Origin of the sequence: Gordonia malaquae (assembly GCF_037148075.1) — a bacterium.
Taxonomy (GTDB): Bacteria; Actinomycetota; Actinomycetes; order Mycobacteriales; family Mycobacteriaceae; genus Gordonia; species Gordonia malaquae.
Window position 1 is genome coordinate 216,344 of record NZ_JBBCUB010000002.1, and the last position, 11,616, is coordinate 227,959.

Below are 11,616 nucleotides of genomic sequence, written 5' to 3' on the forward strand. Positions count from 1 at the left end.
GCTGCGACCGATCCGCGTCGCGGCAACCGCTGGACAGGAGATGGAAGAGATGTCGACATCAACCGGGACGCTCTCGTTCGCAGCAGTCGCACTTGGCGGCGCGATCCTCGCGTCGTCTCTGACCGACGGAGTCGCGTCCGCAGCACCCGAAGCGAATCAAGCCGCCGGGCAATTGACCTTCGCCATCCCGGCGATCGGCGGAGTGGAGATCGGACCCGGCGGAGTCCCCGGCGGGTCGTTTCAACAGACTCGAGTGACCGCCCGACCACGGGGCGAGGCTTCTGTCGTGTTCGCCGCGACCGGACTGGCGCCGTGGTTCTACCAGTACGCCTACCGGTATGTCTCGGTCGCGTGGCACAACCTATCCACCGGCGCGACGGGAACTGTCGCATTGCGGCACTGGCGGCGACCGAGCTTTCCGGTGACGGGGAACGCGGCCACATTGCCGACCGCAGCGACAGCCCGCACGGGGGCCGGTGCAGTGGTGGCGACAGTGACGGTGATGCGTGAGCAGTACAAGGGGAGTGCGCCCAGCAGCATCATTCCCGGCCTCAATGCATTGATCGTTCCGTGAGTGTCAGGAGCAGAGGATGATGATCACCTTCCCTTCGCGCAGAATCGTGCACCGGCCGGCGTTCTGGTGTCGGCCGTGACGGCGGTGCTACTCGTCGGATGCGGGCCGAACGTTGAACCGACGTCGGCATCGACCCTCAAATCGTCACCGAGCACGCAAGCGCCGCAACCTCATCCGTCGTCCGCTCGGCCGTCCGTCCTCGTTCCGGACACCGCTACGGAGGCTGCCGACACCGCGACCACCACGCCACCGTCCGAGCCGACGGAGGCCAGTCCGGTGGACCCGAATGAACCGTCCGCCGCCGGAACATACTGCGGCGACGGTTACAACCAGCTCGCCGTGTGGTCATTCGGCCCGGAATGCGCCACGGCGATGGCCGTTTCGGCTGCTCTCGGGGCGAAGCGCGAAGCGGGAGATCGCGGCGTCACCTACGTGTCGGCGGCGGGGCAGAGGTGGGTGTGCGGCGAGAGCGGAACCGGCGTTCCATACCTCGAATGCTCAAGCAACGTCGGAGCGGTCCGTCTGACGTCGTAACTGCTGGGCGAATAGACAGAAGTATCTCGTCCCAGCGACTTCGCAGATTCCAAATGTTTGCCCAGGTAGCGTGCTGGCGTATGGCCGTTGCGTACCCCACCGGATCAGTACTCATCTTTCGGACCGACTATTCGGACAGTGACGCGGAGTGGCGGCAATTGATCGATGTCGTCACGGAGCTCACGAGAGGCGAATCGGACTTCACGTTCGTCGATGACCGCGCATTCGAGGGTGCAGATCGGGGTTTCCTGGCCCGACTGGCCAAGGACTCAGGCGGTGACTACAACGACTTCGCGTACGTTGCAGACTGTCGCACTCTGTCGTCTCCGGAATACCCGATCCTCGTAGTCGACCTGCTCGCGGGCGAAGACAGCGCGGAACTCGCAGAACTTCGAGTGATCCCTCGGATGCTCTCATCGGTCGTCGACAATCTCCTCATCGCGAATCTCGACCCGGAAGACTTCATTGACGCATCGGACGACGACGGGGTGCTGCGCGGAATCTGATCTCGGTCCGCTGTCCACGGTCGATATTGCGTCTCGTAGACCGACGGTCGCTACCCAGCAGTGAGTTCGGCCGCCAGCGCGAGCACACGGGCGGTGATGTCATCGCGCACGAGCCTCATCCGTTCGATGCCGTCTATCCCGCGCTCGGACGGTTCGTCGGTGTCCCAGTTGATCAGCGTGACCCCGGCGGGGGCATCGACAACGGCTTCGCGGCCGAGGGTGATCACGAGGTCGGCGCGGGCGAGCAACTCGGGGTCGATGGGTTTCGGAGTCTCGCCGGTGATGTCGATGCCGACTTCGGCGAGGCTCTCGGCAGACAGCCCGTTGACAGTGGTCCCGGGCTTGGTTCCTGCTGAGTGCACCTCGACGACCTCGCCGGCTGCCTTGCGCATCAGGCCGGCAGCCATTTGGGACTTGCCGCCGTTCTTCACGCATACGAACAGCACGCTCGGTGTTGCCGCGATGTCGGCAACGGAGGGGGAGTCGGCCATCAGTTCACGCTCCTAGTCGGGTCGGCGCCGGCGGCGGCCGTGGGGGATGTCGGGGCAGAAGGAAAGCGCTTGCGGAGAGCAAGTGAGACGTAGACGAGGCCGACCAGCACCGGGACCTCGATCAACGGGCCGACCACTCCCGCGAGTGCCTGCCCGGAGGTGGCGCCGTAGGTGGCGATCGCGACGGCGATGGCGAGCTCGAAGTTGTTGCCTGCCGCGGTGAACGCGAGTGTTGTCGTCCGTTCGTATCCCAAGCCCATGGCTGCGCCGAGCACATATCCGCCTCCCCACATGACCGCGAAGTAGACGAGCAAGGGGAGTGCGATGCGAATGACGTCCCACGGGCGGCTGGTGATCTGTTCACCCTGAAGCGCGAACAGGATGACGATGGTGAACAGGAGACCGTACAGCGCCCACGGCCCGACCTTTGGAAGGAGGCGGTCTTCGTACCAGTCGCGGCCTTTGGTCTTCTCGCCGATCCGGCGTGACAGGTACCCGGCGAGCAGTGGGATGCCGAGGAAGATCAGCACGGACTTCGCGATCTGCCACGGCGAGGTGCTGATGGTCGTCTGTTCGAGGCCGAGCCAGCCGGGCAGAACCGAGAGGTAGAACCAGCCCAGGACGGCGAACATCACCACCTGGAACACCGAGTTGAGGGCCACGAGGACGGCTGCGGCCTCACGATCGCCGCAGGCGAGGTCGTTCCAGATGATCACCATGGCGATGCATCGGGCAAGGCCGACGATGATCAGCCCGGTGCGGTATTCGGGCAGGTCGGGGAGCATCAGCCAGGCGAGGGCGAACATCAGTGCTGGACCCAGCGCCCAGTTCAGTAGCAGTGACCCCAGAAGCAGTTTTCGGTCACCGGTGACGGTGTCGAGGCGGTCGTAGCGCACCTTCGCCAGAACCGGGTACATCATGATCAACAGGCCCAGGGCGATGGGGAGGGAGACGCCGTCGACCTGGATCTTCTCCAACGCTGTGTTCAGTCCGGGGATCATCCGGCCCAGAAACAGTCCGGCGACCATGGCGACGCCGATCCACACGGGCAGGAACCGGTCGAGTGTCGACAATCTGCCGACGACGTGTTGGCGCTCCGAAGTGCTCACTGTTGGGCCTTCGTCTCGATCGCGGGAGCAAGCTCGCCTGTTCGCAGGACCTCGGCGAGTGACGACAGAACCCCTGGATCGACGCGGTAGTACACCCACGATGCTCGGCGCTCGGAGTCGAGAAGCCCTGCAGTCTTGAGGACCTTGAGGTGATGGGAGATCGTCGGTTGCGAGATGTCGACGGCCGGGGAGATGTCGCAGACGCACGCCTCTCCGTTCGAGTGACTGGCTATCAGGCTCAACAGGCGTAGTCGAACCGGGTCGCCGAGGGCCCGGAACACAAGCGCGAGGTCAACGGACTGCGGTTCCGACAGCGGCTCCCGCACCAATGGCGAACACCGCACTGAGGCATCCGTCGATCCAATCCATATCGACATCCATCGATATTGACAGTTGTCGATATCCAGGTCAAGTTGGCCCGCACAGCCCGTCAGCCGCTCAACGAACGGTCGACCAGGCGCTGCGGGTCAGCCCAGTTCGACGGTCCGACTTGCAGCATCGACGACCTCGGGATCGTGAGTCGCAACGACTGTGATGCAGCCGGAGTCGACAGTGATCGCGCGGAGGAGTTCCGTGATCCGGCCGGCTTGGCTGCGGTCGACCGCGGCAGTTGGTTCATCCACGAGCAGAAGTCGAGGGCGATGAACGAGGGCGCGGGCGATCGCGACCCTCTGGCGCTGGCCGCCGGACAGTTCGTCGGGACGCCGGTTCGCATGATCGGACAACTCGACCGCATCGAGAAGCTCCGCAGCCCGTGCGCGCGCGGCGCGTGGCCGCTCACCCGCGATCGACGCCATTGCGACCACCTGATCGATCACCCGAAGGCCAGGGAAGAGGTTTCCACTCTGGAACACGTAGCCGATCATCGTGCGTCGCACGCGGCTGCGCTCGCGGTCGGACCGCCCGGTCACGTCGATCCCGTCGAGTTCCATGCGGCCGCTGGTTGGGCGACGCAGTGCCCCGCATACGCCGAGCAGAGTGGACTTGCCTGAGCCGGACGGACCGACGATGGCAGTCATCGTTGCTGGAGCGAAGGTGGCCGAGAAACTGTCGAGGACGGTGAGCTTTTCTCCGGCGGTCTCGTAGTCGACGCGCACTTCTGTCAGGTGCAGGCTCATCGGAAGGCTCCCAGCATGGTCAGCGGATCGGCGGAAGCGACCCAACGCAGAGTCACGGCCGAACCGACGAGTGATGCGCCGATGACGGCGAGGGTGGTGATCGTGAGGGACCCGAGCGGTAGATCGAAAGGCACGGCGTCCCCCAGCAGGATTCCGAGACCGTAGGCGGCGACCGATCCCGCAATCGTCGAGGCGGTGACGATGATCGCGGCCTGAGCCAGGGTCGACCCGACCAGTGACCATCGGGAGACGCCGAGGGCGCGCTGCAACGCGTACAGACCTTGGCGTTGGAGCACCCACACGGCGAAGAATGCGGCCACGATGAGCGGGGCGATCACGTACAGGAACGCGAGGATCGAGTTCATCGTCAGTCGCTCCCCGGAGTATCCGGGCGCGGCCTCCAGCATGACGTCGGTGCCCGACAGCGTTGTACCGCCGAGATTGTTCGGCGCATCTCCGCCGAGGATCAGTATCGCCGCGGCGGTTCCTTGCTGACGATCTGTGAGGTCAGTGGTCCCGTAACGAATGGCGCGCCATGTGTCGAGCGACGTGTAGACGGCAGGCACGTGGCCGAACGACCGGTCGTCAACAGCTCCGACGACGCGGAGTCGGACGTCGCTGTCGTCTACGGACACCAGGTCGCCGACCGCAAGGCCCTCCTCAAGCAGATCCGCTGTGATCACGACCTCGTCGGGACCGGCGGTCAGCGCCGAACCCTGTTCCGCGCCCGGATTCACGGAGCCGCTCGGATCGATTCCGAATACAGCCATGTCGACCGCGATCCCGGATTCGTTGGTGCCGTGCGTCATGCTGACGCCCAGCGGCGTCGCGTCGACGTCGGCGGATGATGTCCACGCCCGTACGTCCTTCTCGCTGACGACGCTCCGGTTGAAGTCGGTCGCGCCGTCAGAGAATGCGATCGCCTGGGCGTTCAATGCGCGTAGCGCCGACACGGTGTCGTTCCCGAGGCCGAGTGTGAACCCGGAAACCATGCCGACCAGTGCCGCGACCAACGCGATCACCAGTCCCATCATGGCGAAGCGGCCCCACGCCGCTCGTAGCTCCCGCACTGCTATGAACATGAACGCACCTCCTTCGAGACACCGTGTCTCCAGGAGAACGTACAGCAGCGCGACAGGGTGTCGCAAAAGTGCGTTCAACTCATGCTGATGAGCGCTTCCGTCGACGCGCACGCGAAGTCGATCACGCGATCGGCAGGTTCCTCGGGGGAGATTCTCTGCATCATCGAGTCGACGAGGGCCTGCACGGCTTCCTCAAGGAGGTCCGGCTCTGCGGGTTCGAGGTCGATGACCGCCGTATGAAGCACGGCGGCGATCTGCTTGTGAAGTGCAGTGATCCGTTCGCGTGCCGACTCCGACAGCGCATGGCCGGCAAGGGACTGCTGCAGTGCGTGTTCGCCCTCAGCCGCCTGGGTCAGGTTGCTTCGAACGTAGGCGATCACCGCTTCTTGGGGACTGGCCGCGGCGTCGACCTCCTCGGCCACTCTTGCCGCCCACTCGGCGAAGCCGCGAGCCAACACGAGATCGACCAGGTCATCAATGGACGACACATACCGGTAGATGCTGTTTCGGGCGATCCCGGCCTCCGCGGCGACCGCAGAAGCCGTCAGTCTGGTCCCGGTCTCGCCGAGCAGGATTCGCTGCGCGCCGTCCATCAACGAGGACAGGACCGCCTCCCGGTGCTCAACGACGGTTCCCGTGCTGATCTTCGGCACTTGAGTCAACTCCCATCGGTCGTGAGTGTATGAAGTCTACTGTTCGAGCCGAAGTCGACATGACCACACGCACGGCGTGGTATTGGTCGGTATGGCCAAAACGCTCGTGAATGTCGACAACTTCGTACACGCAGAGAATGCGCGCATGTTCCAGGATCTCCAGCGAGATGCTGGAGGGGTCAACACTTTCCTTCACAACCGGCGACCGGTTGAGATCGAAAAACAGACAGTCATACGGCTGAATCGGGACACGCTCTATAGCTTTGCGATCGTCGACATTTCGCGTGGCGCATCGTTCACGATCCCAGAACACGGGGATCGATACCTGTCGGCCATGGTGGTCAATGAGGCTCACCACATCAATCGGACTTATCATTCAGCGGGCTCATACGAACTTTCCGTCGGCGAATTCGGGTCCCAGTACGTCGCTCTCGCGGTCCGGATTCTCGCCGACCCGTCGGATCCATCCGACATCGCGGAGGTCGGCGCCATTCAAGACATGCTTGGATTGACGAGCAATTCGGCCGTGCCGTTCGAGACTCCGGAGTACGACGCGGCGACATTCGACGACACGCGCGATGCTTTGCTCGCGCTGGCGAGCAATCTCACGGGGTACGACCGAATGTTCGGCTCTGTGGAGCAGACCGATCCGGTGCGCCACCTGATCGGGACCGCAGCCGGCTGGGGTGGGCTACCCACCACGGAGGCCTGCTACGTCGGCGGGGCAGTGCCGCAGCCCGACGGCAGATACGAGATGACCGTCGAAGATGTTCCGGTGGACGGGTTCTGGTCCATCTCGGTATATAACTCATCAGGGTATTTCGAACCGAACGATGCCGACTCATACACGATCAACAGCGTCACCGCTGAGAAAGATGACGACGGCACTGTGACGGTGCGGTTCGGACAGTATCCGGCCGGGACGCCGAACGTCATCGTGACTCCGAACGACTGGAACTACCTCGTTCGGCTTTACCGCCCGCGTGCGGAGATTCTGGATGGAACGTGGTCGTTTCCGATGCCTACCGCAGTTCCGGCGGGCTGACGGACCTCGGGGAGACATTGCTGCCAGTCCGGTAGTGTGACCTTCTGGTGTGCCGGGAAGTCTGGTCGGCGTCGACGTTTGTCGTACCGACCAGAGGAGATCGATGCCCCACACCGACAATCACCTGACGCGCCGCGTGTTTCGCCATGGCCCTGTCGCCGAGACACGCCGAGTTGTTGAACTTCTTCGCCGAGAAGCGGTCGGTGGATTCCTGCTGGTCGGCGCCGCGATCACCGCGATCGTCATGGCGAACAGCCCGGCTGCCGATCTCTATCAAAGGTTCCGCGACACCCGGATCGGCTACGAGCCCTGGCATCTCGAGCTGACCGTCGGACAATGGGCATCCGACGGGCTGCTGGCGATCTTCTTCTTCCTCGTCGGCCTGGAGTTGAAGCGCGAACTGGTCGCCGGACAGCTCCGATCAGCCCGCGCCGCGATCGTTCCTGTGTTCGCCGCAGTCGGCGGCGTGATCGCGCCTGCCGTCCTGTATTTGGCCATCAACTGGGGTCATGAAGGCGTCGACGGGTGGGCGATTCCGACCGCGACCGACATCGCCTTCGCGGTCGCGGTGCTCGCAGTCGTCGGACGAGGCCTCCCTGCCTCTCTTCGGCTGTTCCTGCTGACCCTGGCTGTGGTCGACGATCTGATCGCGATCGCGATCATCGCCGTCGTGTACACCGAGAAGGTCAACTTGACGCCGCTGCTGGCGGCCACCGTTCCGGTCGCGGTGTTCGGCATTCTCGCTCACCGGTACGCGGACTGGTTCGCGCTGCGGCGTTGGGCGGCTTGGGCGGTGTTGCTTCCACTCGGCGTTGTGGCCTGGGCACTGGTGCATGCCTCTGGGATCCACGCCACGATCGCCGGTGTCGCGCTCGGGTTCATGATTCCGGTTCGCCGCGGCGGATCCGGGCTCGCCGAGCAGTTCGAGCATCGCTTCCGTCCGATCTCGGCCGGGTTCGCAGTACCCGCCTTCGCCTTCCTGTCTGCCGGCGTGGCGGTCGGCGGCCTGACTGGTCTGGGGGAGGTGTTCACCGACCCGGTAGCGCTTGGCATTCTGATCGGACTCGTCATCGGCAAACCGGTCGGGATCCTAGCCGCGACGTGGCTGACGGTGCGCTTCACGAGCAGCGCACTCGATCCGTCCGTGCGCTGGGCCGACCTCACATGCGTCGGCGTCCTCGCCGGCATCGGATTCACTGTGTCACTTCTCGTCACCGAACTGAGCCTCACCGCCGATTCGACGACCTTGGAGCACGGCAAGACGGCGGTCGTGATTGCATCAGCACTGGCAGCGGTATTGGCGGGTGCGGCGCTGGCGCTTCGAAACCGCCGAGGCAAACAAGCGGCCGCAACGCGCCCCACACTGCTCTGACGTGCGGAAACGGGACTGGTCGCCACCCTGGCATAGGGTGGCGGCCAGTCCAGCGGCCTACCAGAAAAGTAGCGTTCAGCAGCAGTTCGCCGCGGGAGTGCAGCATGCCGCGGACGTAGATTGGCCGACGGGGACCGAGGCAGCGGCCGGCTCGCCGTTGAAGGTCTCAGCGTCGGCCAACACGGTGTAGACCTCCCAGCGCTCAGCGTCGGGAGCAGTGACCCACACTTTGTCCTGGGTGGCAAAGCAGCAGGTTGCTCCGATCTCCTCTTCGGTGAACAGCTTCTCTTCGGTGAATCGGGCGATCTCGGCGTGCACCTTCTCGCTGGAGTCGACCTCTACGCCGAGGTGATTGATGCTGCCGCCGTGGCCGGGGTTCTCCAGCAGCACCAGCTTCAGTGCCGGCTCGACAACGGCGAAATTGGCGTAGCCCGGCTTGGTCTTAGCCGGGCCGACGCCGAACAGCTTGGTGTAGAAGGCGATCGACTGGTCGAGATCGTCGACGTTGAGGGCGAGTTGCACGCGTGACATGAGGTCCTCCAAGGATTCGACATACATCAAAAGTGTTGCGACTCAAGTTCTAGGCCAGAGTTTGACATATGTCAACGGATGGGTAGGTTGGGGTCATGCCCAAGACGCTCCCCGTGGTCGACATCAGTGCTCCGATCTGCTGTGCGCCGATCTCCGCGGGTCCAATGGAGGCTGATGCGGCTCTTGAGCTGGCTCTCCGGCTGAAGGCGCTGGCCGATCCGGCGCGAATTCAGCTGGTCTCCATCCTCATGGGCGCCCGACCAGGTGCGATCAGCACCAGTGATCTCGCCGAGGCGCTCGCGCTCTCGGCGGGTACGGTGAGCCACCACCTCGGTCAACTCAAGAAGGCAGGCCTTGTCAGCTCCGAGCGTCGAGGTGTGAACGTCCTGCATCGAGCCGAACCGGACTCGCTGGAAGCACTGAGGGGAGTGCTCGACACCTGCTGTTAGCTGGGGTGATCGGCATCGCGATTTCGCTAGCCGGACGACCTGCACTATTGCCCGGCGCCGTGTGTGAGTCACAAACCTCATCGGCACCGACAAACCGCTCGCCGGTAAGGTCCGCGGCGGGCTGCAGACTGACCGCACCGTAAGTCGTCGGTGGTGCCCGAACATGGCCCGCAGCTGGAGTGTAGTCGGGGATAGGTGGGCCAGATGGAAGCGCTTTTACGCTGCATGATGGGCAGGTTCCGCGGGTATGGGTGGACAGGGTCGGCGAGACCGCGCTGGAAGCGTCCGCAATTCAGTTCAGCAAGAGATCGACAACTCTCGTTTCAGCCGGCCCGGCCGCGCCCAGGACTCATCGATGCGTTGTACCGATGGTCCGGCAGCGCGTTGGCTTGATGGTCCGCGGCGCTGAACACTTCGGTTAGTAGTTCATGGAGATGGAGGCCTCGGAGGCTGTAGACGCTGCGCCGTCCATCTTTGCTTGATTGGACGAGTCCTGCGAGCTTGAGTTTGGCGAGGTGCTGGGAGACCGCAGGCCGCGCGGTTTGCAGGTCCTCGGCCAGGGTGGCTACGTCGTATTCGCGTCGTCCGAGGAGCCAGAGTATCCGCATCCGCGTGGGGTCGGCGAGCATTCGGAGGAGGACTGAGGCGGCGTCGATGACGTCGTCGGACGGTCCTTGTGCACCCCAACCCCTAACTTCATCGTGTGCATACATGTGCACCAGTCTGTCATAGTGAACCTGTTCCGATCGAGCCCGATCGGCGTGGCGGGTCAGGAGGCGGCAGGGCATATGACGAGATCGTTGTTTGAGGTGCGTGACTACCGGCATCTGTTTGGTGCGCAGGTGGTGGCGTTGGCGGGCAATGGGCTGACGACCGTCGCGTTGGGACTGTTGGCGTTCAAGGTCGCCGGTGCGAATGCGGCGGCGGTACTGGGGACGGCATTGGCCATCAAGATGGTGGTGTACGTGCTGGTGGCGCCGGTCGCGGGTGCCTACGCGGGACGGTTCAATCGGCGCGGCCTGCTTGTGAGTCTGGATGTTGTGCGTGCCGCCGTGGTGGTGGCGCTGCCGTTTGCTGATCAGGTGTGGCATGTGTACGTGCTGGTGGCGTTGATGCAGTCGGCGTCGGCCGCGTTCACTCCGACGTTTCAGGCGGCGTTGCCTGATGTTCTGCCCGATGTGGAGCAGTACACTCGCGCTCTGTCGTATTCGCAGCTCGCCTCGACGATGGAGACTTTGTCGAGTCCGTTGCTGGCGGCGCTGTTGATCAGTGTGATCGACTTCCACTGGCTGTTCGCTGGAACGGCGGCGGGGTTCCTCGGGTCGGCGGCGCTGGTGGTGTCCAGTCGGGTTCCCAATGCTGTGGTTGTCGGTGGCTATCGGGTTCGTGATCGCGTGGTGTCGGGGGCGCGGGTGTTCCTTGCGACCCCGCGACTACGTGGGTTGATGGGCCTGAATCTGGCAGTCGCCGGGGCAGGGGCGATCGTGATGGTCAATACGGTCAATCTCGTACAGGACACGCTAGGTCGACCGGCTGCTGATGTTGCGTGGCTATTGTCCGCCAACGGGCTCGGAGTGTTGGTGATCGCATTCGCCGTGCCAATGCTGTCCGCTCGATTCGGTGACCGTGCAGTGATGCTCACCGGTGGCGGCGTGCTGTTTCTCGCTGCGGCCTCCGCGGGGGGATTTACATTCACCAGCGCCGACCAGTGGCAGTGGCCCGCGCTGCTGGTGCTGTGGGCGGCTATTGGAGTCGGCAGTGGCGCGATCTTGACACCGACGGGCAACGTGCTGCGCCGGTCGAGCGCACCGCACGATCGGCCCGCGGTGTTCGCCGCGCAGTTCTCCCTGTCGCACGCCTGCTGGCTCCTTGCGTATCCGATCGCCGGCTGGGGCGCGACCGTGGCTGGCTACTCGGTGACGTGGATGGTGTTGGCAGGACTGGCCGGGACTGGCGCGTGTGTAGCGCTGTGGTGCTGGCCCGCGCGGGAGCCGGAGGCGCTCGAGCACGTGCATCCGGCCGATATCACCGACGTCGATCACGTTCGCGGCACTGCGGCGACCGCGGTCGGATACGTGCACACCCACACGTTCGTGATCGACGAATTGCATCGACAATGGCCGCATAGGTGCCGTTCAGCGGCGTGACCGGC

At 64.2% G+C, this 11,616-nt stretch carries 15 protein-coding genes; 7 read left to right on the top strand and 8 right to left on the bottom strand.

From position 1 onward, the window contains the following. The first annotated feature begins 49 nt into the window (after positions 1 to 49). From WFK36_RS08025 to WFK36_RS08035, 3 genes are all read left to right on the top strand, one after another. Positions 50 to 574, top strand: a complete 525-nt coding sequence (locus tag WFK36_RS08025) for a hypothetical protein (protein WP_336791251.1) — start codon at positions 50 to 52, stop codon at positions 572 to 574. After that, positions 575 to 1,108 (top strand): hypothetical protein, encoded by a 534-nt coding sequence (locus tag WFK36_RS08030; protein WP_336791252.1) that lies wholly within the window; start codon positions 575 to 577, stop codon positions 1,106 to 1,108. Positions 1,109 to 1,188: 80 nt separating this feature from the next. Continuing rightward, positions 1,189 to 1,614 (top strand): DUF6924 domain-containing protein, encoded by a 426-nt coding sequence (locus WFK36_RS08035; RefSeq protein WP_008376422.1) that lies wholly within the window; start codon positions 1,189 to 1,191, stop codon positions 1,612 to 1,614. Between the two features lie 50 nt (positions 1,615 to 1,664). On the opposite strand, the gene WFK36_RS08040 is transcribed toward WFK36_RS08035, so the two are convergent. The 6 genes from WFK36_RS08040 to WFK36_RS08065 form a co-directional block, all read right to left on the bottom strand. Then, complete coding sequence (locus tag WFK36_RS08040; protein ID WP_008376421.1) at positions 1,665 to 2,105, bottom strand: arsenate-mycothiol transferase ArsC; 441 nt, start codon at positions 2,103 to 2,105, stop codon at positions 1,665 to 1,667. Continuing rightward, a complete protein-coding gene (gene arsB / locus WFK36_RS08045) occupies positions 2,105 to 3,214 on the bottom strand; it encodes an ACR3 family arsenite efflux transporter (RefSeq protein WP_336791253.1) in 1,110 nt (369 codons plus the stop codon). Before arsB ends, WFK36_RS08040 begins: the two co-directional genes overlap by 1 nt. Next, positions 3,211 to 3,591: an ArsR/SmtB family transcription factor gene (locus tag WFK36_RS08050; protein ID WP_336791254.1), complete on the bottom strand. Its 381-nt coding sequence runs from the start codon at positions 3,589 to 3,591 to the stop codon at positions 3,211 to 3,213. Before WFK36_RS08050 ends, arsB begins: the two co-directional genes overlap by 4 nt. A gap of 90 nt (positions 3,592 to 3,681) precedes the next feature. After that, positions 3,682 to 4,332 carry an ABC transporter ATP-binding protein gene (locus WFK36_RS08055; protein ID WP_336791255.1) on the bottom strand — a complete coding sequence of 217 codons (651 nt, stop codon included), beginning with the start codon at positions 4,330 to 4,332 and terminating at the stop codon, positions 3,682 to 3,684. Continuing rightward, positions 4,329 to 5,414 carry an ABC transporter permease gene (locus WFK36_RS08060; RefSeq protein ID WP_336791256.1) on the bottom strand — a complete coding sequence of 362 codons (1,086 nt, stop codon included), beginning with the start codon at positions 5,412 to 5,414 and terminating at the stop codon, positions 4,329 to 4,331. The genes WFK36_RS08055 and WFK36_RS08060 overlap by 4 nt, the downstream gene beginning before the upstream one ends. A gap of 74 nt (positions 5,415 to 5,488) precedes the next feature. Further along, positions 5,489 to 6,067 (bottom strand): TetR/AcrR family transcriptional regulator, encoded by a 579-nt coding sequence (locus WFK36_RS08065; RefSeq protein ID WP_336791257.1) that lies wholly within the window; start codon positions 6,065 to 6,067, stop codon positions 5,489 to 5,491. 91 nt (positions 6,068 to 6,158) lie between these two features. On the opposite strand from WFK36_RS08065, the gene WFK36_RS08070 reads away from it, so the two are divergent. Both WFK36_RS08070 and nhaA read left to right on the top strand, forming a co-directional pair. Then, on the top strand, positions 6,159 to 7,112 hold the full coding sequence (locus WFK36_RS08070; protein ID WP_336791258.1) for a DUF1214 domain-containing protein: 954 nt from the start codon (positions 6,159 to 6,161) through the stop codon (positions 7,110 to 7,112). 103 nt (positions 7,113 to 7,215) lie between these two features. Beyond that, entirely contained in the window at positions 7,216 to 8,484 is a 1,269-nt protein-coding gene (nhaA, locus tag WFK36_RS08075; RefSeq protein ID WP_336791259.1) for a Na+/H+ antiporter NhaA, read from the top strand. 75 nt (positions 8,485 to 8,559) lie between these two features. Here the strand turns inward: nhaA and WFK36_RS08080 are convergent, their stop codons facing one another. Then, positions 8,560 to 9,015 carry an ArsI/CadI family heavy metal resistance metalloenzyme gene (locus WFK36_RS08080; RefSeq protein WP_336791260.1) on the bottom strand — a complete coding sequence of 152 codons (456 nt, stop codon included), beginning with the start codon at positions 9,013 to 9,015 and terminating at the stop codon, positions 8,560 to 8,562. Positions 9,016 to 9,110: 95 nt separating this feature from the next. Here WFK36_RS08080 and WFK36_RS08085 point away from each other — a divergent pair, with 95 nt between their 5' ends. Further along, positions 9,111 to 9,464, top strand: a complete 354-nt coding sequence (locus WFK36_RS08085) for an Rv2640c family ArsR-like transcriptional regulator (protein ID WP_005206748.1) — start codon at positions 9,111 to 9,113, stop codon at positions 9,462 to 9,464. Between the two features lie 323 nt (positions 9,465 to 9,787). Here WFK36_RS08085 and WFK36_RS08090 read toward each other — a convergent pair whose 3' ends face one another. Next, complete coding sequence (locus tag WFK36_RS08090) at positions 9,788 to 10,177, bottom strand: ArsR/SmtB family transcription factor (RefSeq protein ID WP_008376405.1); 390 nt, start codon at positions 10,175 to 10,177, stop codon at positions 9,788 to 9,790. A gap of 75 nt (positions 10,178 to 10,252) precedes the next feature. Here WFK36_RS08090 and WFK36_RS08095 point away from each other — a divergent pair, with 75 nt between their 5' ends. Next, positions 10,253 to 11,611: an MFS transporter gene (locus WFK36_RS08095; protein ID WP_336791909.1), complete on the top strand. Its 1,359-nt coding sequence runs from the start codon at positions 10,253 to 10,255 to the stop codon at positions 11,609 to 11,611. Positions 11,612 to 11,616 lie beyond the last annotated feature (5 nt).